This window comes from Cellulomonas sp. Y8 (genome assembly GCF_008033115.1).
GTDB lineage: Bacteria > Actinomycetota > Actinomycetes > Actinomycetales > Cellulomonadaceae > Cellulomonas.
Map to the genome: position 1 here is coordinate 2,554,134 of NZ_CP041203.1, position 18,162 is coordinate 2,572,295.

Below are 18,162 nucleotides of genomic sequence, written 5' to 3' on the forward strand. Positions count from 1 at the left end.
CGGGGAGGCGGCAACCGCGCGACACTTCCCGCACCACCGCGACGCCGCGCTGCTCGGGGACCGGGCAGCGCGCCCGCGACGACGAGAGGACCGCATGTCGCAGCTCCTCGCACCGACCGCCGGCTCGCCGCGGTCCACGAGCCGCACGGTCCGCATCGCCTCCGTGCCCGCCGGGCACCCGTACGTCGCGCGGGTCACCGCCGCGCCCGGGGTCGAGCTGCTGCCCGACCCCACCCCGCCCGGCGCGGAGCCGGGTCGCTGGTGGCCGCCCGTCGTGCTCGACCCCGCGTGGGTCCGGGAGCACGCCGCCGAGGCGGACCTGCTGCACGTGCACTTCGGCACCGAGTCGTTCGCCCCCGAGCACCTGGCCCGCACGCTGGCCGCGGCGCGCGAGCAGGGCTGGCCCGTCGTGGTCACGGTGCACGACCTGGAGCACCCCCAGCTCACCGACCAGGACGGGTACCGCGCGCAGCTGGACGTGCTGGTCCCCGGCGCGGACGCGGTGGTCACGCTCACGCCCGGCGCGGCCGCGGAGATCCGCGCGCGGTGGGGACGGGACGCGCTGGTCGTGCCGCACCCGCGGCTGCTGGGCGAGATCCCCGACGACGGCGGGGCGCCGGCGCCCGGCGGCGAGCGCGTCGTCGGCCTGCACCTCAAGGACCTCCGGCCGAACGTCGACGCCCCCGCCGCCACCCGCGCGCTGCTGGCCGCCGTGGCCGACCTGCGCGCGTCGGGCGTGGCCGTCCGGGCCGAGGTGCGGCTGCACCGCGCCGTCCGGGACGAGGCGGCGCGCGCGGAGGTCCGCGCCCTGTGCGCCGCGGCCGGCCCGGCGGTCGACCTGGTCGAGCACCACCGGCTGGACGACGCCGCCCTCGCCGCCGCGCTCGCCGGGCTCGACGCGTGCGTCCTGCCCTACGCGCACGGCACGCACTCCGGCTGGCTGGAGCTCTGCTGGGACCTCGGCGTCCCCGTCGCGGCGCCGGCCGTCGGCTACTACGCCGAGCAGCACCCCGACGGCTCGGTCGCGACGTCGGGGCCGGTCGGCGACGCCGCGGGGCTCGCGACCGCTCTGCGGGGGCTCCTGGGCGCGGCGACGTCGACCCGCCCCGGGACCACCGAGCGCGCCGCGCTGGTCCGCGACCGGCGCGAGCGCCGGCTGACGGCGGATCGCGCCGCCGCCGAGCAGCACGCCGCGCTGTACCGCGACCTGCTCGCCGGGGGGCCCCGGTGACCGGCTCGCCGCTGCGCGTGGTCGTGGTCGCGCCGCTGCGCTTCCCGATCCGGCAGCCGCACGCCGGCGGCCTGGAGTCGGCCGTGTGGAACGAGGTGCGCACGCTGCGCGCCCGCGGGCACGAGGTGTCGCTGATCGCGGTGCAGGGCTCCGACTTCCTCGACGGCGGGCCGGCCGAGTTCGCGCTCCCGACCCTCGACTGGCCCGCGGGGGCCCGCGCCACCGACTCGCACTACCCCGACGCCTACCTCGAGCGGTCCGTCCCCGCGCTCGGCCGGGCCCTCGACGTGATCGCCCGCGCGCCCTGGCGGTACGACGTCATCTCCAACCACTGCCTGCACGGGCTGCCGCTCCGCCGGGCCGCGGACCTCGGGGTGCCGATGGTCTCGACGCTGCACACGCCGCTGGAGCCGGAGCTGGTGGACGCCGCCGCGCACGCCCGCGGCACCCGGTTCCTCGCGGTCAGCGCGCACACCCGGCGCGAGTGGGCGCCGGTCGTCGACGCCACCGTGCTGCCGAACGGGATCGACGCCGCCGACTGGCCCGCCGGTCCGGGCGGCGACGGCCTGGTGTGGTCCGGCCGGCTCGTGCCGGAGAAGGCGCCGCACCTCGCGATCGAGGCCGCGCGGCTGCTCGGCCGCGAGCTGACCATCGCGGGCCGGATCGGCGACCGGGAGTACGCCGAGCGGCACGTGCTCCCGCACGTCGGCGACGGCGTCCGGTACGTCGGCCTGCTGGACCAGCCCGCCCTCGCGCGGCTCATCGGGCGCAGCGCGTGCGCGCTCGGGACGCCGGCCTGGGAGGAGCCGTTCGGGCTCGTCGGCCCCGAGGCGCTGATGTGCGGCACGCCGGTCGCGGCGTTCGGGGCGGGCGGCATCCGGGAGATCGCGCGCACCGCGACCGGCATGTCGGCCGTGCCCCGGGGCGACGTGGCCGCGCTCGCGGACGCCGCGGGCCGGCTCGCCACCCGGGCGGCGGCCGAGCCGGGCTTCCGCGTGGCCGTGCGCGCCTCGGCCCGCCGGCACTACGGGCTCGACGCCCGGGTCGACGCCCTGGAACGGGTGTTCCGCGCGCTGGTCGCCCAGCGCGGCACCGGCGCGGAGCTGATCGCGTGACGCGGCCGACCGTCGCCTGGTACGTGCACCACCACGGGTCGGGGCACCTCGGCCGGCTGCGCGCCGTCGCGCCGCACCTCGACGCCGACGTCGTGGCCCTGAGCACGCTGCCGGAGCCCGCGGGGCTGCCGGCGCACGTCGACTGGGTGCGCCTGGACCGCGACGACGAGCCCGACCCCGGCACCGGCCGCAGCCCGGCCGAGGCCGACCCCGCCGCGGGCGGGCTGCTGCACTGGGCGCCGCTGCTGCACCCGGGGCACCGCGGGCGGCTGGCGCGGATCGCCCGCGAGCTCGACACCCGGGGCGCCGCGGCGGTGGTCGTCGACGTGTCGGTCGAGGTCACCGTGCTCGCCCGGCTGCTCGGCGTCCCGCCGGTGCTCGTCGCGCAGCCGGGGGTCCGCGACGACGAGCCGCACGCCCTCGGCCTGCGCGCCGCCGCCCGGGTGCTCGCGCCGTGGCCTGCCGACGTCGTCCCCGCCCCGCACCTGGACGCCGTGCGCGACCGGGTCGTGTTCACGGGCGGGATCAGCCGGTTCGACGGCCGCGAGGTGCCTGCCGGCGAGCGCGGCGGGGTGCTGGTGCTCGGCGGCCGCGGCGGCTCGGGCGTGACCGCGGAGCACCTCGATGCCGCGGCGCGGGTGACGCCCGGTCACCGGTGGACGGCGCTCGGGGCGGGCGGGACGTGGACGGACGACCCGTGGCACGCGCTGGCGTCCGCGGGGACCGTGGTGTCGTTCGCGGGGCAGAACTCGGTCGCGGACCTGGCGGTCGCCGGGGCCCGGGCCGTGGTCGTGCCGCAGGACCGGCCGTTCGACGAGCAGGCGGTCACCGCCCGCGCCCTGGGGCGGGCCGGGCTCGCCGTCGTCGAGCCGGCGTGGCCGGAGCCGGCGCGCTGGCCCGAGGTGCTCGAGCGGGCCGAGGCGCTGGAGCCCGACTGGTCGGTGTGGGGGACGGCGGGAGCCGCGGCGCGGGCCGCGGAGGCGATCGCGGACGTGGCACGCGGACGGGGCGCGTGGTGACCGGGGCGGGGGAGACCGCGTCCGGCGTGCCCGGGAGCGAGGCGCCGCGCCCGACGGGTCGGCGGGCCGTCGTGACGCTGTGCTCGGCCCCGCGGGTCGACCACCTGCGGCGCCAGCTCGCGGCGGTCCGGCGGGGCCCGGCGGTGCTCGCGGTCGTCGTGTGGGTCGGCGCCGACCAGCCGCCTGCCCTCGACGCCGACGACGTGCTCCGGGTGCCGCCCGGCCCGGACGGCCTGCGGCTCGCGGCGGCGCGGAACGCGGGCGCCGACCGGGCGGTGGCGCTCGGCGCCGACCTGCTCGTGCTGCTCGACGCGGACTGCGTGCCCGGGGCCGAGCTGCTCGACCGGTACGCCGCCGCGGCCGACGTGCACCCGGACGCCGTGCTGTGCGGGCCGGTCACCTACCTGCGGGCCGGCGCGGTCGTCGACGACCCGGCGGCGCTCGCGGCCGCGACCCGCCCGCACCCGGCGCGGCCTGCGCCCGCGGACGGCGAGGTCGTCGTGGCCGAGGACGGCGAGTACGACCTGTTCTGGTCGCTGTCGTTCGCCCTCACCGCGCGACGCTGGGCGGACGGGCCCCGGTTCGACGAGGGGTACGAGGGCTACGGCGGCGAGGACACCGACTACGGCTACGCGCTGCGGGCGGCGGGTGTGCCGCTGGCCTGGGTCGGTGGGGCGCACGCCTACCACCAGCACCACCCGACGAGCAGCCCGCCGTGGCGGCACCTGGACGACGTCCTGCGCAACGGCGCGCGGTTCGCCCGCCGCTGGGGCCGGTGGCCGATGGAGGGCTGGCTGCGCGCGTTCGCGGAGGCGGGCGCGATCCGCTGGGACGGCACCACCTGGCACCGCGCCTGACTCCCAGGGCCTGCCCGGCGCGCGTCGCCCCTCCGCGCATCGCGCGCGTCCTCTCGATCGCGAGAGTGCAATCGACACGTCGAGCGAGTAGTCGCCGGCTACTCGCTCGACGTGTCGGCTGCACTCTCGGCGCGCGGTCGGGGCGGGCGCGCGGCGGCGGACGGGGTCAGTCGCGGGGGGCGCCCAGGAGGGCGTCCGCCGCGTCCAGGAGGTCGGCCGCCACCGGGTCGGCGGTCCAGTGCTCGGCGCCCGCGGCCGCCCGGGCGCCGAGGGTCGCGGCCAGCAGCGGGTCGTCGAGCAGGCGGCGCACCGCGGCCGCCAGGGCGGCCGGGTCGGCGGGCGGCACCATGAGGCTGTCCTCGCCGTCGGTGCAGAAGTCGTCGTAGCCGCTGCCGGTCGTCACGACGACCGCGCCACCGATCGCCTTGGCCTCCAGCGCGGCGTTGCCGAACCCCTCCCAGCGCGAGGGGCACAGGGTCACCGCGGCCTCCCGGACCGCCCGGTACAGGGTGTCGTCGTCGACGTGCCCGAGCCAGGTGACGCGGTCCCGGACCTCGGGCGGCAGCATCGCGAGCAGGGTCGGACGGTCGGGCTCGAAGCGCCGGTCCCCGCTCGCGCCCGCCAGCACCAGCCGCGCCGTGGGGTGCTGCCGAGCGACCTCCGCGAACGCCGCGAACGCGTCCGTGACGCCCTTGCGCCGCTCGAGCCGGCCGAGGAACAGCACGACCGGGGACCCGTCCTGCGGCCAGCCGGCGGGCAGCGCCGCGGTCCCCGCCGCACGGCGCACGTGCGCCACGCCGATGCAGTTCCGCACGACCCGCGCGGGCGGCAGCGCGGGGAAGGCGCCCTCGGTCCACCGCAGCATCGCGCGCGAGATCGCCACCAGGCCCGCCGACCGCCGCACCTGCCGGTCCTCGAGCCGGCTCTGCAGCGCGACGACCGCCCCGCCGCGCAGCCCGAAGGAGCGCGGCGTGAAGCCCGCGACCTCGTTCGCCAAGCGGGTGCTCGTCGCGAGGTTGGTCAGCAGCGGCGCCCCGGCCGGCAGCCCGACCCCGAGCGCGGCCCACTCGGGCAGGAACACCCGGTCGTAGCGGCCGGCGCGGACGACGCGGCGCACGGCGGCCGCGCGCGCGAGCAGCGCGGGGACCCTGGCACGCGGCGGGCGGACGTGGCCGACCAGCCGGACGCCGCCGAGGTCGGGGTCCGGCAGCAGGGCGCCGTCCGCGAGCACCAGCAGGTCGACGGCCGCGCCCTGCCGGACGAGCGCCGGCAGCAGCGAGGCGTAGTGCCGCCCGATGCCGCCGGTGTACGGGGTGAGCCCGGCGTACTCGGTCGTGGCGACGAGCCACCGCCCGCGGGTCGGGCGCCCGCCGTGCTCGGCGGGGCACGCCGGGGTGCTCCCGGTCGTGCTCTCGGGCGTGCTCGCGTGCAGGTCGGAGGCCACGCCCCATGCTCGCCGACCGCGCCGCACCCCGCCCGTCGACGCCTCGCCCGCCGGGCCCGCCCCCGGGTGGAGACGAGTGGAGCGTTCTGCCCGACACACCCCGGGCGTGTCGGGCAGAACGCTCCACTCGAGGGGAGGACCCCGGGTCAGCGGTTCGGGGTGTCGATCGCGTCCAGGCGGCGGTCGACCAGGACGCCCGTCAGGAGCACGGCCGCCGAGACGCCCGCCAGCGGGACGAGGAACGTGAGGTGCCAGCCCGTGAACGCCAGCGCACACAGCGTCACCAGCACCGCGAGCGCGGTGCCGGGGGACGTCGGCGGCGCCAGCAGGAGGAACCGCCACGTGCGGCCGAACGGCTCGTCGTAGCGCCGCAGCACCGCGAGGAACCACGCGCCGACGACGAGCAGCCCCGCGCCGAGCACCAGCAGCCCCGCGGCGGCCACCGCCGCCGGCCCGGTCGACCCCGTGGCCGAGGCGAGCACCGGCAGCGCCAGCGCGTCCGCGACGAGCACCGCGCCCACGACCAGCAGCGGCCAGCCCAGCCGGTTCGCGCGCCGGAACCCGGCCCGGTACTCCGACCAGAACGCGCGCCACACCGACTCCGGCGGCTCGCCCGCGGCGACGGCCCCCAGCACCGTCGCCGCCGCGGCGAGCGCGGGCAGCAGGCCCAGGACGACGCCGCCGAGCAGCGTTCCGGCCAGGACCAGCAGGTTCACCGCGACCAGCCGGGCCGCGACGCGCAGCCAGCGCATCACCGCCCCGGCCCAGCCGCCGACGTCCTCGCCGCCCTCGTGCACGGGCACGCGCCGCCGGGCCTCGGTCGCGGCGCTCACGGTGCGGGCTCCACGGCCGCCGCCGGCTCGACCAGCGTCCCCACGGTCACCACCCCGGTCCCGGTGTCGAGCGCGGCGCACGCGAGCGTCGCCCGCTCGCGCACCCCGTCCCACGCGGGGAACGCCACGGCCTCCACGGGCCGACCGCCTCCGCCGACCGACCCGTCCCACGCGAACCGCCCGCGTCCCAGCGCCACGGCCCCGGGCGGCCCCTCGGCCCCCACGACCCGGGACGCCGACGCCGTGAACGCGTCCCCGCGCGCGAACGTCACCACCTCCCAGGTGCCCGCGAGCTCGGCGACGGTCGCGGGCCACGCCGCCTCGTCGTCCTGCTCCCGGCCGGGACCGGCCCACGGCTGGGGCGACACCAGCGGCCAGCCGCCGGCCGTCCACACCAGCCGCCGGACCTGCACCTCGTGCTGGGTCGGGTCGTCGGCGTCGCGCACGTGGTGCACGAGCAGCTGCCGCGAGGAGCCTCCCGGGAGCGGCTCGGTGAGCACCGACGCGTGCCCGGGCGCGAGCCAGCCGCGCCCGCCCGCCAGCCGGTGCCCGGCCAGCACGGTGCTGCCGACGGGGTCGGCCGCGACGTCGGTCGCGGACCGCCCGCGCACGTCGGCGTACGGCCCGGTCACGGACGGCCCGGCGACGACCCGCAGGTGGTAGGTGCCGAACAGCGAGTCGAACGAGGTGAGCAGGGCGTAGCCGCCGCCCGGCCGGGGGAGCGCGAACGCCCCCTCGACCGCGGCCTCGACCGCGTGCGGCCGCCGGGCCAGCAGCAGGCCCGGGCCGGGCCGCGGACGGCCGCCCGAGCCGAGCACGAACCCGGTCGCGGGGTCGATCCCGAGCGCGTGGATGCCGCCGAAGAACGAGCCGTAGACCAGCCAGTGCCGGCCGTCGGCGTCCACCACGGCGTTGGCGTCGATCGCGTTGGGCCCGTCGACGTCGTGCCGGCTGGTGACGACCAGCCCGCGGTCGGTCCACGGCCCCGCGGGGTGCGGCGCCGTCGCGAGCCCGATCGCCGAGGTGCGGGACCCGAAGCTCGACGCGGAGTAGTACATCCGCCACCGCCCGTCGTCCGGCACCGCGACGGCGTCCGGCACCCGCACGACGTCCGGCGCCCACAGCCCCCCGGCACCGGTCCAGGCCGCCGCGTCGGCGGGCACGCCGTCCAGCGCCCAGCCGTGGAAGGTCCACGCGACCAGGTCCTCGGACCGGCGCACCTGCACCCCGGCCCGGGGCAGCGGCCCCGCGCCCGAGGCGTCCGTGGAGAACAGCCAGTAGGTGCCGTCGTCGTCGCGCACCGCGGTCGGGTCGTGCGCGTGCCGCGCGCCCCAGCCCGCCGTCACCTCGAGCGCGGCGTCCGCGACCGCCGCGGCCGGCTCCGTCAGCGTCATCCCTTGGCCCCCGTCAGCGCGACCGACTCGATGATCTGCCGCTGGAAGATCAGGAACACGACCAGGATCGGCAGCAGCGCCACGAACGACGCCGCCATGATCAGCGGGTAGTCCCGCTGCGTGGCGTACTCGACGTTGAGGTTGGCGATGACCACCTGCAGCGTCTGCTTGGACTCGGTGTTCAGGTAGAGGATCGGCGCGAGGTAGTCGTTCCAGATCGTCATGAACCAGAGGATGAACTGCGCGGCGATGGCCGGGCGGATGAGCGGGAAGATCATCTTCCGGAACACCTGCAGGTAGGACGCCCCGTCGATCTTGGCGGCCTCGACCATCGAGTCGGGCACGCTCGACAGGTACTGCCGCAGGAAGAAGATCATCACGATGTTGCCGAACAGCAGCGGCACGATCAGCGGCAGCAGGGTGTCGACCCAGCCGATCTTCGAGAACATCACGAACTGCGGGATCATCAGCGTCGGGAACGGGATCATCAGCCCGGTCAGCAGGCCGAGGAAGATCGCGTTCTTGAACGGCAGCCGCATCTTCGCCAGCGCGAACGCGGCGAGCGACGAGGTGATCGACCCGACGATCGTCACGGTGCCCGCGACGATGATGCTGTTCTTGAAGCCGGACAGGATCGGCGCCTCGGTCCACATCCGGACGAACGTGTCCCACTGGGGCGCGTCCGGGATCCAGACCGGCGGCAGCGCGAACACCTCGGCCTTGGTCTTGAGGGCGGTGGTGGCCATCCACAGCAGCGGCGCGATCATCACGACCGCGCCCAGCGCGAGCACGACGAACAGGATCGTGTTGACCACGCGGTTCTGGGCGGTGGTGCCCATCGGGGTCTTGCGGCTCATGAGTGCTCGGAGCCCCTTCAGTCGATGCTGAACGAGTTGCGCCGGTTGAGGCGGAACTGGATGAGGGTGACGACGAGGACGATCAGCCCGAGCACGACGGCCATCGCCGTGGCGTAGCCCATCTGCTGGTACTTGAACGCCTTGCGGACGATGTAGTAGACGATCGACGCGGAGCTGAACTCGGGCCCGCCGGTCGGCGTCATGATGTTGATCTCGGTGAAGATCTGCGACCCCGCGATGACGTTGGTGACGACCAGGAAGAACGTCACGGGGCGCACCATCGGCAGCGTGATCCACCGGAACCGGTGGTAGCCGTTCGCGCCGTCCAGGGACGCCGCCTCGTAGAGCGAGCGGGGCACGGACTGGATGGCCGCCAGGTACAGCAGCATCGAGTACCCGAGGCCCTTCCAGACGGCCATGAGGATGATCGCGGGCTTCACCGTCGCGGTGTTCTGCAGCCAGTCGGGCCCGTCGATGCCGAACCAGGACAGCACCTGGTTCACCAGGCCGAAGTCGCCGTTGTAGGCGAACTGCCAGACGATCGCGATGGCGGCGAGCGAGGAGATCACCGGCACGTAGTAGATCGTCCGGAACGCGGTCTGCCCGGGGATCTTCCGGTTCAGCGCGATCGCCAGCAGCAGCGCCAGCACCAGGCCGATCGGGATGCCGATCATGTAGAACGCGGTGTTCCACAGCGTCTTGCGGAAGTACTCGTCGCCGAGCAGGGCCGCGTAGTTGTCGAGGCCGATGAACTGCGGCGCCGTCAGGCCGTTCCACCGGGTCAGCGACGCGTACAGCGCGTAGCCCAGCGGGTACAGCGTGAAGACGAGGAAGCCGATGACCGGGGCGGCGACGAACGCGGCGGCCCAGCGGTGCTCGGTGCGGTGCAGGCGGCGCATGGCCTGCCGGGCGTGCAGCGCGGAGCCGCGGTCGTCGCCGTCGGGCGGGACGATGCCGGCGGCGGGCGCCGTGGGGACGGGGGTGGGCTCAGCGGTGGTCCGTGACATCCCGGTGCTCCTTCACGAGGGCGGCCCCGCCGCGCCGGGCCCGCCCGAGGAGGGGCGGCGCGCCGGCGCGGCGGGGGAGCGGGGGTGGGGTGGTCAGGCCCCGCCGGCCATCTCGGCGTTGGCGTTGGACTCGTCGAGCAGCGCCTGCATCTTGGGCTGCACCTCGGCGAGGTAGTCCGCGGCGCTCTGCTTGCCGTCGAGCACGGGCTGGATGTTCACCCAGAGCTCGTCGTACCACTCGGCGCCGTAGGTGAACGAGGCCGGCATGGCGCGGCCGTAGTCCTGCACGATGTCGAGGAACTCCTGGCGGTTGGCGGGCTTCGCGTCCGCGGCGCCGGCCCACTCCTCGGCCACGTCGATCAGGTTCGGGATCTGCACGTTCGCGTCGACCAGCGTCTGCTGGGCGTCGGGGTCGGCGGACAGGTAGGTCGCGAGCTGCACCGCGGCGTCGGGGTTCCCGGACGTGGCCGAGACGCCGATGCCGAGCGAGCCGACCCAGGTGGCGGACTCGCCGGTGCTGCCGGCGGGCCAGGGGATCAGGTCGTACTCGAAGTCCAGGTCGTTGTAGACGCTGACGTCCCACGGGCCGACCGGGAAGAAGCCGATCTCGCCGGCCATCCAGCGCTGGTAGGTGTCGAGCGTCGCGGCCTCGGACGCGTTCGGGGTGACGCCGTCGACGGTGGTGAGGTCGGCGAAGTACTGCAGCGCCTCGGCGAACTCCGGGGTGTCGACGGTGACCTCGGTGCGGTCCTCGTTCGTCCAGTCGCCGCCGTTGCTCCACACCATCGACTGCAGGTTCCACTGCACGTTGAGGCCGGTGCCCCACTGGTCGACCGCACCGTCGCCGTCGGTGTCGGTGGTGAGCTGCTTCGCGATGTCGCGGAACTCGTCGAGGCTCAGCGGGACGTCGGGGTCGGGCAGCGGGATGCCCGCGGCCTCGAGCATCGTCTTGTTGTAGCCGAACGCGAACGGGCCGACGTCCTTCGGCAGGCCGTACAGCCGGCCCTCGGGCGTGCCCTGCAGCGTGCCGTCGAACCGGTAGGAGTCGACGCCGTACGCCCAGATGTTGTCGAGGTCGACGCCGGCCTCCTCCACCTGGTCGGTGATGTCCAGCAGCACGCCGGACGCCACGTAGGACTGCAGGTTGGCCTGCTCGATGTAGAACACGTCGGGCACCTTGTTGCCCGAGACCGCCGCCTGGAGCTTGGTGGCGTACTGGTCGGCGTCGGTGACGGTCATCTGGACCTTCACGCCGGTGTCCTCGGTGAACTTGTCGATCGCGGCCTGGTACGCCGCCTTCTCGTCCGCGCCGCCGCGGAACATGAACGTCAGGCTCTCTCCGTCGCCGGAGCCGCCGCCGTCGTCGCTTCCGCCGGAGCCGCACGCCGTCAGGGCGAGCGCCCCGGCGAGGGCCAGGGCCGCCGCCCGCAGGGTCTTCGTGGTCATCGCGCCGTTGCCTCCACTGGTGGACAGGGCGAGGTCGAGCGCGCGCCGGTCGGCCGTCGGTGGCGGACCGGACTGGGTGAGGGCGGCTCTGGCCTCGTGTTCTACATCGTTGCACTACAACGTTGGAGAGAGTGGCACGGGTCACGTCGGACGGTCAAGTAACGGTCTGGTCACGGTCGTGGTGCTCTGAGTGGGCGCCTCGCGGTGCCATGGTTGACGGGTCCCGCCGCGGCGGGCACGATCGTCCTACAACGATGTAGATCGGACAGCGAAGGAGCTGTGCCCCACATGACCACCGTCACCCTCACCCTCGACCCGGCGTTCCGCGTCGGGCCGGTCCGCCGCCGGACGTTCGGCGCGTTCGTCGAGCACCTCGGCCGCTGCGTCTACACCGGCATCCACGACCCCGAGCACCCCACCGCGGACGCCGACGGGTTCCGCGCCGACGTCATCGGGCTGACCAAGGAGCTGGGCGTCTCGACGGTCCGCTACCCCGGCGGCAACTTCGTCTCCGGCTACCGGTGGGAGGACGGCGTCGGCCCGCGCGACCAGCGCCCCCGCCGGCTCGACCTGGCCTGGCACTCCACCGAGCCGAACCTCGTCGGCGTCGACGAGTTCATGCGCTGGACCAAGGCCTCCGGCACCGAGGCGATGATGGCCGTCAACCTCGGCACCCGCGGCGTCCAGGAGGCGCTCGACCTGCTGGAGTACTGCAACGTGAAGGGCGGCACCGCGCTGTCCGACCAGCGCCGGGCCAACGGCGCCGCCGAGCCGTACGACATCAAGCTCTGGTGCCTGGGCAACGAGATGGACGGCCCGTGGCAGATCGGGCACAAGACCGCGCACGAGTACGGCCGGCTCGCCGCCGAGACCGCCCGCGCGATGCGGATGATCCAGCCCGACCTCGAGCTGGTCGCCTGCGGCTCGTCCGGCGTGCCGATCCCGACGTTCGGCCAGTGGGAGCAGACGGTGCTCTCCGAGACCTACGAGCACGTCGACATGATCTCGGCGCACGCGTACTACGCCGAGGAGGACGGCGACCTCGGGTCGTTCCTCGCCTCGGCCGTCGACATGGACCACTTCATCGACTCGGTGACCGCGGTGGCCGACGGCGTCCGGGCGCACAAGAAGGTCGCCAAGCGGATCCAGATCTCGTTCGACGAGTGGAACGTCTGGTACCAGAAGCGCGCCGAGTCGGTGCCGCCGTCGGGCGACGACTGGCCGGTCGCGCCGGTCCTGCTCGAGGACAAGTACAACGTCGCCGACGCCGTCGTGGTGGGCAACCTGCTCATCTCGCTGCTCCGGCACACCGACCGGGTGCACTCCGCGTCGCTCGCCCAGCTGGTCAACGTGATCGCGCCGATCATGACCGAGCCCGGCGGCCGCGTCTGGCGGCAGACGACGTTCCACCCGTTCGCGCAGGCGTCGCAGTACGCGACCGGCGAGGTGCTGCAGGTCGCGATCGACGCCCCGACGTACGAGACCGCGAAGTTCGGCGACGCCCCGCTGGTCGACGCCGTGGCCACCCGGGACCCGGAGACCGGCGCCGTCGCGCTGTTCGCGGTCAACCGCTCGACCACGGAGACGGTGACGCTCGAGGTCGACACCCGGTCGATCCCCGGGCTGCGGGTGCTCGGCGCCACCAGCCTGTCGAACCCGGACCACACGTGGGTCGCCACCGCCGACGACGACACCGCGGTGCTGCCGCGGGACAACGACTCCGCGACGATCGACGGCGGCCGGCTCACCGTCCGGGTGCCGCCGGTGTCGTGGAACGTCGTCCGGCTCGGTGCCTGAGGGCGACGCCGCCGGCGCCCGCGCGCCCCGTCCCCGCCGCCGCGGCCTGCTGGTCGCGGCGGCGGTGACGGCGGTCGCCCTCGTGGGGGCCGGGGGTGCGGCGGTCGCGACCCGCTCGGGTGCGCCCGCCGCCACCGAGATCCCGGTCGCGGGCGACGTCGGCGTGCACGACCCCGCGCTCGCCGTGGGCGAGGGCGACGACCCCTGGTACGTGTACTCGACCGGCGACCAGCGGGAGAACGCCGGGGCCGTCCAGGTCCGCCGGTCCACCGACCGCGGCGCGACCTGGGAGTACCTCGGCACCGCGTGGGGGCCGTCCGACTCCCCGCGGTGGGCCCAGGAGGCCGTCCCGGGCGTCGTGAACTACTGGGCGCCCGAGCTCTACGAGCACGACGGCACCTGGTACCTCTACTACGCCGCGTCGACCTTCGGCTCGAACCGCTCGGTCATCGGCCTGCGCACCAGCCCGACGCTCGACCCCGAGGACCCGGACTACGGCTGGGTCGACCGCGGCGAGGTGTGGCGGTCGGAGCCGGCCGACGACTACAACGCGATCGACCCCGGCATCGTGGAGGACGCCGACGGCACGCCCTGGATGCTGTTCGGGTCGTACTGGTCCGGCATCCAGGTGGTCGAGCTGGCCTGGCCGGACGGGCTGCCGGCGGCGGGGGCGTCGCCCGTGGGGCTCGCGAGCCGGCTGGCCTCGCCGCACGCGATCGAGGCCCCGTACGTCGTCGAGCACGACGGCTGGTACTACCTGCTGGTGTCCGAGGACGCGTGCTGCCAGGGCACCGACTCGACGTACAAGGTCGCGGTCGGGAGGTCGCGGGACGTCACCGGGCCGTACGTCACGCGGGACGGCACGGACCTGCTGCTCGACGGCGGCGACGTGCTGCTGGAGACCGCGGGGGACCGGGTCGGCCCGGGCGGGCAGTCGGCGTCGGGCGGCGTGCTGGCGTACCACTACTACGACGCGGCCACGGGTGGGACGCCCACCCTCGGGCTGCGCGAGATCGCGTGGGACGCCGAGGGCTGGCCGGTGCTGACGACCGAGGAGGAGCAGGCGGGCTGACCCGAGCCCGACCGCCTGGTCCGGCCCGCCCCCCCGGCCCTCCGGCCCGTCAGTGGAGGGTTGTGACCGACACGCCGACGGCGTGTCGGTCACAACCTTCCACTCGTCCGGCAGGCGGGGCTAGAGGGGCTGGTGCAGGACCAGGTCGTGGTGCCGCTGGTCGCCGACCTGGAACGTGCGCTCGCCGACGACCTCGAACCCCCGAGCGCCGGTAGAACGCCTGGGCCCGCAGGTTCTCGCCGTTGACGCCCAGCCACACCCCGGCGGCGTCCCGGGTGCGGGCGGCGTCGAGGCTCGCGGCCATGAGCGCGCCGGCCACGCCGCCGCCGTGCCGGCCGGGCAGCACGTAGCACTTGCTCAGCTCGACCGTCGGGCGGAGCGGCACGGCCGCGGCGACCTCGGCGGCGTACGGCTCGCCCGCGACCAGCATCGTGTAGCCGACCAGCTCGCCGTCGGCGTCGGCGACCAGCAGGTCCCGGGTTGGGTCGGCGAGGTAGGTCGCGAAGTGCTCCGGCGTCAGGTTCCCGGCGATGAACGCCGCGTGGTCCTCGGGCGTGGACGACGGCGGGCAGGCGAGCGGGAACGTCGCGGCGGCGAGGTCGGCGAGCGGGGCGGCCTCGTCGGCGCGGGCGCGGCGGACCACCGGCGGGGCGGCGGTCGCGGGCGCGTCCGGCGCCCCGGCGGTCCCGGCCGTGGTCACCGCGCGCCCCAGCGGGCCCGGATCGCGCGCCGCGCGGTCCGCACCACCAGCCCGAGCACCCACACCGAGCCCGCGACCGTCGCCGCGTCGACCCCCCGGCGGGTGGCGTTGCGGCGACCGCGGAACTCGCGCATCGGCCAGCCGACCTCGGCCGCGTGCTTGCGCAGCCGGCCGTCCGGGTTGATGGCGCACGGGAAGCCGACCTCGGACAGGATCGGCACGTCGTTGGTGGAGTCGCCGTAGGCGAACGACCGCTCCAGGTCCAGGCCCTCGCGCTCGGCCAGCGCCCGGACCGCCTCGGCCTTCGCGCGGCCGTGCAGCAGGTCCCCGACGAGCCGGCCGGTGTAGAAGCCGTCCTTGTGCTCCGCGATCGTGCCGAGGGCGCCGGTCGCGCCGAGCCGGCGGGCGATGATGTCGGCGATCTCGACCGGGGTGGCCGTGACCAGCCAGACCTCGTGCCCGGCGCGCAGGTGCTGGTCCAGCAGCCGCTGCGTGCCCGGGAAGATCCGGAGCGCGAGCACCTCGTCGTAGATGTCCTCGGCGATCGCCACGACCTCGGCGACCGAGCGGCCGTGCATGATCTCGAGCGCGCGCTGGCGGACCTCGTCGATCTGCTGCCGGTTCTCGCCGAACGTCAGGTAGCGGATCTGGTGCACCGCGAACCGGACGATGTCCGAGCGCTGGAAGAAGGCGCGGCGGTAGAGGCCGACGGCGAGGTGGAACGAGCTCGCGCCGCGGATGATCGTGTTGTCCACGTCGAAGAACGCGGCCACGCGCCCCGTCGGCGCCGTCGGCGCGGGCGCGCCGGTCAGGGGCTCGGTGGGCTCGGGCACGCCGCCACTGTAGTCACGGACCTAGGCTCGTGCCGTGCCGACCCCGCCAGCCGAGACCCCGCCAGCCGAGACCCCGCCAGCCGAGACCCCGCCCCGCGTCGTCCTCTACTCCCGCGCGGGGTGCCACCTGTGCGACGCCGCCCGCGACCTCGTGGCCGAGGTGGCCGCCGAGCGCGGCGCGTCCTGGGCCGAGGTGGACGTCGACGCGGGCGGCACGGCCCGCGACGGGCGACCGCTCGCGACGGCCTACGGCGAGCTGCTGCCGGTCGTCGAGGTCGACGGTGCGCGGGTCGGCTACTGGCAGATCGACCGCCACCGGCTCGTCGACGCCCTCGCGGCGGCCCCGCAGGCCTAGGCTGTCGCCGTGCGAGCCCTGCCGCCGACCACCGTCGCCCGCCTGCCGGGATACCTGCGCTCCCTCGGCGGCCTCGCGTCGGAGGGCGTGACCACCACGTCGTCCGACCAGCTCGCCGAGCTCGTCGGCGCGTCCCCCGCGCAGCTCCGCAAGGACCTGTCGTACCTGGGCGCGGGCGGCCGCCGCGGCGTCGGGTACGAGGTCGACCACCTGCGCCGGCAGATCGCGCAGGCGCTCGGCATGACCGAGGAGCGCCGCGTCGTCATCGTCGGCATCGGCAACCTGGGGCACGCCCTCGCGACCTACTCGGGCTTCGCGGACCGCGGGTTCGTGCTGGTCGGCCTGTTCGACACCGACCCGGAGCTGGTCGGCACCGAGGTCGGCGGGCACGTCGTGCAGCACGTCGACGGCCTGGAGCGGGCGGTCGAGGAGCAGGAGGCGAGCGTGGCGATCGTCGCGACGCCGGCGTCCGCCGCGCAGCCCACCACGGACCGGCTGGTCGCCGCGGGCGTGACCGGGGTGCTGAACTTCGCGCCGCGCACGGTGCGGGTGCCCGACGGGGTGGACGTCCGCGAGGTCGACCTCGGGTCGGAGCTGCAGATCCTGGGCTTCCACGCGCGCCAGCGCTCGGGCGCCGCGGCCGCGCCGGCCGTGGTCGCCGAGCCCGAGCCGGTCCCCCGCCGCCGACTGACCGCGCCCGCGCCAGGGCCCGCCGAGCGAGCAGCCGACGCGTCGAGCGAGTAGTCGGCGGGTACTCGGTCGACGCGTCGGCTACCCGGTCGACGCGGGACGCACGAGAGGGCCCGGTCGACCGCGGCAGGGGTGCGCGGTCGACCGGGCCCTCACGTGCGCCGCCCCCGGCGTGCGCGCGGGGCGCGGCCGGGGGCGGCGGGTCGTGCGGAGGCTCAGGCCTGCTTGATGGCCGAGACCTCGAGGTTGATGACGACCTTGTCGGACACCAGGACGCCGCCGGCCTCGAGGGCCGCGTTCCAGGTGATGCCGAACTCCTTGCGGGAGATGGTCACCGAGGCGGAGAAGCCCGCGCGCTGGTTGCCGAACGGGTCGGTGGCGGCGCCGCCGAACTCGGTGGCCAGCTCGACCGTCTTGGTCACGCCGTTGATGGTGAGCTCGCCGGTCACGACGTAGTCCTCGCCGTCCGCGGCGACCGAGGTCGAGGCGAAGGTCCACTCGCCGAACTTCTCCAGGTCGAAGAAGTCGGTCGAGCCCTTGAGGTGGCCGTCGCGGTTCGCGTCGCCGGTGGCGATGGTCGACGGGTCGAGCGAGGCGGTCACACCGGACAGCGTGAGGTCCTCGGCGACGGTGATGGTGCCGGAGGTCACCGCGACGGTGCCGCGGACCTTGGAGATGCCCGCGTGGCGGACGGTGAAGGACGCCTCGGTGTGCGAGGGGTCGATCGCCCAGGTGCCGGCGGTGAGGGCGGTGGGGAGCGTCGTGGTCGACATGGTGCCTCCTGCGAAGTATTGGTTGAAGCATCAACTGCGGTTAGTTGAGATTTCTACTACAGTGGAGCCTGCTGCGCAAGGCCTGTGGGACGATCAGCCACCGACGTCACAGGCGGGCGCGGGAGGAGGACGGCGATGAGCACCACGACCACCGGGAGCGCGACGACCAGGGCGCCGCGGGACCCCGATGACGTCCGCTGGCTGACGGCGGACGAGCAGCGCGCGTGGCGCGCGTACCGGGACGGCACCGCCCGGCTGCTCGACGTGCTCGCGCACGAGCTGGAGCAGGACTCCGGCCTGTCGCTCGGCGAGTACGAGGTGCTGGTCCGGCTGTCCGAGGCGCCGCAGCGCACGCTCCGCATGTCGGAGCTCGCGGGCGAGCTCGCGCACTCTCGGAGCCGCCTCACGCACACCGTCCGCCGCATGGAGGCCGCCGGCCTGGTCGAGCGCGCCCCCTGCCTGGAGGACGCCCGCGGTGTGAACTGCACCATGACCGAGACCGGCTGGCGCCGGCTCGTGGACGCCGCGCCCTCGCACGTCGAGTCCGTGCGCGCGCACCTCGTCGACGTGCTCACGCCGGTCCAGATGCAGGCCCTGGGCGACGCGATGGCCGCGGTCGGCGCCGCGCTGCAGGCCGGCTGCGCCCAGGTCGAGGCCGACGCGGAGGCCGCCGGACGCTGATCCGTCGGGTCCCCGCGCCCCGGCGCGGTCCGACCACCCAGCCGGGTTTGCGAGACTG

At 75.5% G+C, this 18,162-nt stretch carries 18 protein-coding genes; 9 read left to right on the plus strand and 9 right to left on the minus strand.

Annotation, left to right across the window (positions count from 1 at the left end):
• Positions 1 to 94 precede the first annotated feature (94 nt).
• The 4 genes from FKM96_RS11610 to FKM96_RS11625 are packed head-to-tail and all read left to right on the plus strand — an operon-like array spanning position 95 to position 4,222.
• Entirely contained in the window at positions 95 to 1,231 is a 1,137-nt protein-coding gene (locus FKM96_RS11610; protein WP_147795362.1) for a glycosyltransferase, read from the plus strand.
• The gene (locus FKM96_RS11615; protein ID WP_147795363.1) at positions 1,228 to 2,346 is read left to right on the plus strand and encodes a glycosyltransferase; all 1,119 of its coding nucleotides are present in this window, start codon (positions 1,228 to 1,230) and stop codon (positions 2,344 to 2,346) included. Before FKM96_RS11610 ends, FKM96_RS11615 begins: the two co-directional genes overlap by 4 nt.
• The gene (locus FKM96_RS11620; RefSeq protein WP_147795364.1) at positions 2,343 to 3,365 is read left to right on the plus strand and encodes a glycosyltransferase; all 1,023 of its coding nucleotides are present in this window, start codon (positions 2,343 to 2,345) and stop codon (positions 3,363 to 3,365) included. The genes FKM96_RS11615 and FKM96_RS11620 overlap by 4 nt, the downstream gene beginning before the upstream one ends.
• Positions 3,362 to 4,222, plus strand: coding sequence for a glycosyltransferase family 2 protein (locus FKM96_RS11625; protein WP_246854947.1), 861 nt, complete (start codon positions 3,362 to 3,364; stop codon positions 4,220 to 4,222). Before FKM96_RS11620 ends, FKM96_RS11625 begins: the two co-directional genes overlap by 4 nt.
• Before the next feature lie 166 nt (positions 4,223 to 4,388).
• On the opposite strand, the gene FKM96_RS11630 is transcribed toward FKM96_RS11625, so the two are convergent.
• The 6 genes from FKM96_RS11630 to FKM96_RS11655 all read right to left on the minus strand — a co-directional run bounded on the left by FKM96_RS11630 (position 4,389) and on the right by FKM96_RS11655 (position 11,203).
• Positions 4,389 to 5,666 carry a glycosyltransferase family 4 protein gene (locus FKM96_RS11630; protein ID WP_168216965.1) on the minus strand — a complete coding sequence of 426 codons (1,278 nt, stop codon included), beginning with the start codon at positions 5,664 to 5,666 and terminating at the stop codon, positions 4,389 to 4,391.
• 146 nt (positions 5,667 to 5,812) lie between these two features.
• Positions 5,813 to 6,499, minus strand: coding sequence for a YesL family protein (locus FKM96_RS11635; protein ID WP_147795366.1), 687 nt, complete (start codon positions 6,497 to 6,499; stop codon positions 5,813 to 5,815).
• Positions 6,496 to 7,893: an arabinan endo-1,5-alpha-L-arabinosidase gene (locus FKM96_RS11640; RefSeq protein ID WP_147795367.1), complete on the minus strand. Its 1,398-nt coding sequence runs from the start codon at positions 7,891 to 7,893 to the stop codon at positions 6,496 to 6,498. The genes FKM96_RS11635 and FKM96_RS11640 overlap by 4 nt, the downstream gene beginning before the upstream one ends.
• Positions 7,890 to 8,750 (minus strand): carbohydrate ABC transporter permease, encoded by an 861-nt coding sequence (locus tag FKM96_RS11645; protein ID WP_210417261.1) that lies wholly within the window; start codon positions 8,748 to 8,750, stop codon positions 7,890 to 7,892. The genes FKM96_RS11640 and FKM96_RS11645 overlap by 4 nt, the downstream gene beginning before the upstream one ends.
• Before the next feature lie 17 nt (positions 8,751 to 8,767).
• Positions 8,768 to 9,757 carry a carbohydrate ABC transporter permease gene (locus FKM96_RS11650; RefSeq protein WP_210417262.1) on the minus strand — a complete coding sequence of 330 codons (990 nt, stop codon included), beginning with the start codon at positions 9,755 to 9,757 and terminating at the stop codon, positions 8,768 to 8,770.
• 93 nt (positions 9,758 to 9,850) lie between these two features.
• A complete protein-coding gene (locus tag FKM96_RS11655) occupies positions 9,851 to 11,203 on the minus strand; it encodes a sugar ABC transporter substrate-binding protein (protein ID WP_147795368.1) in 1,353 nt (450 codons plus the stop codon).
• A 288-nt stretch (positions 11,204 to 11,491) separates the two neighbouring features.
• On the opposite strand from FKM96_RS11655, the gene FKM96_RS11660 reads away from it, so the two are divergent.
• Entirely contained in the window at positions 11,492 to 13,000 is a 1,509-nt protein-coding gene (locus FKM96_RS11660; RefSeq protein ID WP_147795369.1) for an alpha-N-arabinofuranosidase, read from the plus strand.
• Positions 12,993 to 14,072 carry an arabinan endo-1,5-alpha-L-arabinosidase gene (locus FKM96_RS11665; RefSeq protein ID WP_147795370.1) on the plus strand — a complete coding sequence of 360 codons (1,080 nt, stop codon included), beginning with the start codon at positions 12,993 to 12,995 and terminating at the stop codon, positions 14,070 to 14,072. The genes FKM96_RS11660 and FKM96_RS11665 overlap by 8 nt, the downstream gene beginning before the upstream one ends.
• A 49-nt stretch (positions 14,073 to 14,121) precedes the next feature.
• Here the strand turns inward: FKM96_RS11665 and FKM96_RS11670 are convergent, their stop codons facing one another.
• Both FKM96_RS11670 and FKM96_RS11675 read right to left on the minus strand, forming a co-directional pair.
• Complete coding sequence (locus FKM96_RS11670; RefSeq protein WP_371300418.1) at positions 14,122 to 14,772, minus strand: N-acetyltransferase family protein; 651 nt, start codon at positions 14,770 to 14,772, stop codon at positions 14,122 to 14,124.
• The gene (locus FKM96_RS11675; protein WP_147795371.1) at positions 14,769 to 15,605 is read right to left on the minus strand and encodes an HAD family phosphatase; all 837 of its coding nucleotides are present in this window, start codon (positions 15,603 to 15,605) and stop codon (positions 14,769 to 14,771) included. Before FKM96_RS11675 ends, FKM96_RS11670 begins: the two co-directional genes overlap by 4 nt.
• Positions 15,606 to 15,639: 34 nt before the next feature.
• Between FKM96_RS11675 and FKM96_RS11680 the strand changes: the two genes are divergently transcribed.
• Together FKM96_RS11680 and FKM96_RS11685 are read left to right on the plus strand one after the other, a co-directional pair.
• Positions 15,640 to 15,960, plus strand: a complete 321-nt coding sequence (locus FKM96_RS11680) for a glutaredoxin family protein (RefSeq protein WP_147795372.1) — start codon at positions 15,640 to 15,642, stop codon at positions 15,958 to 15,960.
• Between the two features lie 9 nt (positions 15,961 to 15,969).
• Complete coding sequence (locus tag FKM96_RS11685; RefSeq protein ID WP_147795373.1) at positions 15,970 to 16,704, plus strand: redox-sensing transcriptional repressor Rex; 735 nt, start codon at positions 15,970 to 15,972, stop codon at positions 16,702 to 16,704.
• Positions 16,705 to 16,865: 161 nt separating this feature from the next.
• Here the strand turns inward: FKM96_RS11685 and FKM96_RS11690 are convergent, their stop codons facing one another.
• Entirely contained in the window at positions 16,866 to 17,423 is a 558-nt protein-coding gene (locus FKM96_RS11690) for a YceI family protein (RefSeq protein ID WP_147795374.1), read from the minus strand.
• 135 nt (positions 17,424 to 17,558) lie between these two features.
• On the opposite strand from FKM96_RS11690, the gene FKM96_RS11695 reads away from it, so the two are divergent.
• A complete protein-coding gene (locus tag FKM96_RS11695; RefSeq protein WP_147795375.1) occupies positions 17,559 to 18,104 on the plus strand; it encodes a MarR family winged helix-turn-helix transcriptional regulator in 546 nt (181 codons plus the stop codon).
• The last annotated feature ends 58 nt before the right edge of the window (positions 18,105 to 18,162 follow it).

Coding starts and splice junctions, on each gene's coding strand:
- FKM96_RS11610 (WP_147795362.1), top strand. CDS start 95: ATGTCGCAGCTCCTCGCACCGACCGCCGGCTCGCCGCGGTCCACGAGC.
- FKM96_RS11640 (WP_147795367.1), bottom strand. CDS start 7,893: ATGACGCTGACGGAGCCGGCCGCGGCGGTCGCGGACGCCGCGCTCGAG.
- FKM96_RS11660 (WP_147795369.1), top strand. CDS start 11,492: ATGACCACCGTCACCCTCACCCTCGACCCGGCGTTCCGCGTCGGGCCG.
- FKM96_RS11695 (WP_147795375.1), top strand. CDS start 17,559: ATGAGCACCACGACCACCGGGAGCGCGACGACCAGGGCGCCGCGGGAC.
- FKM96_RS11655 (WP_147795368.1), bottom strand. CDS start 11,203: ATGACCACGAAGACCCTGCGGGCGGCGGCCCTGGCCCTCGCCGGGGCG.
- FKM96_RS11645 (WP_210417261.1), bottom strand. CDS start 8,750: ATGAGCCGCAAGACCCCGATGGGCACCACCGCCCAGAACCGCGTGGTC.
- FKM96_RS11690 (WP_147795374.1), bottom strand. CDS start 17,423: ATGTCGACCACGACGCTCCCCACCGCCCTCACCGCCGGCACCTGGGCG.
- FKM96_RS11650 (WP_210417262.1), bottom strand. CDS start 9,757: ATGTCACGGACCACCGCTGAGCCCACCCCCGTCCCCACGGCGCCCGCC.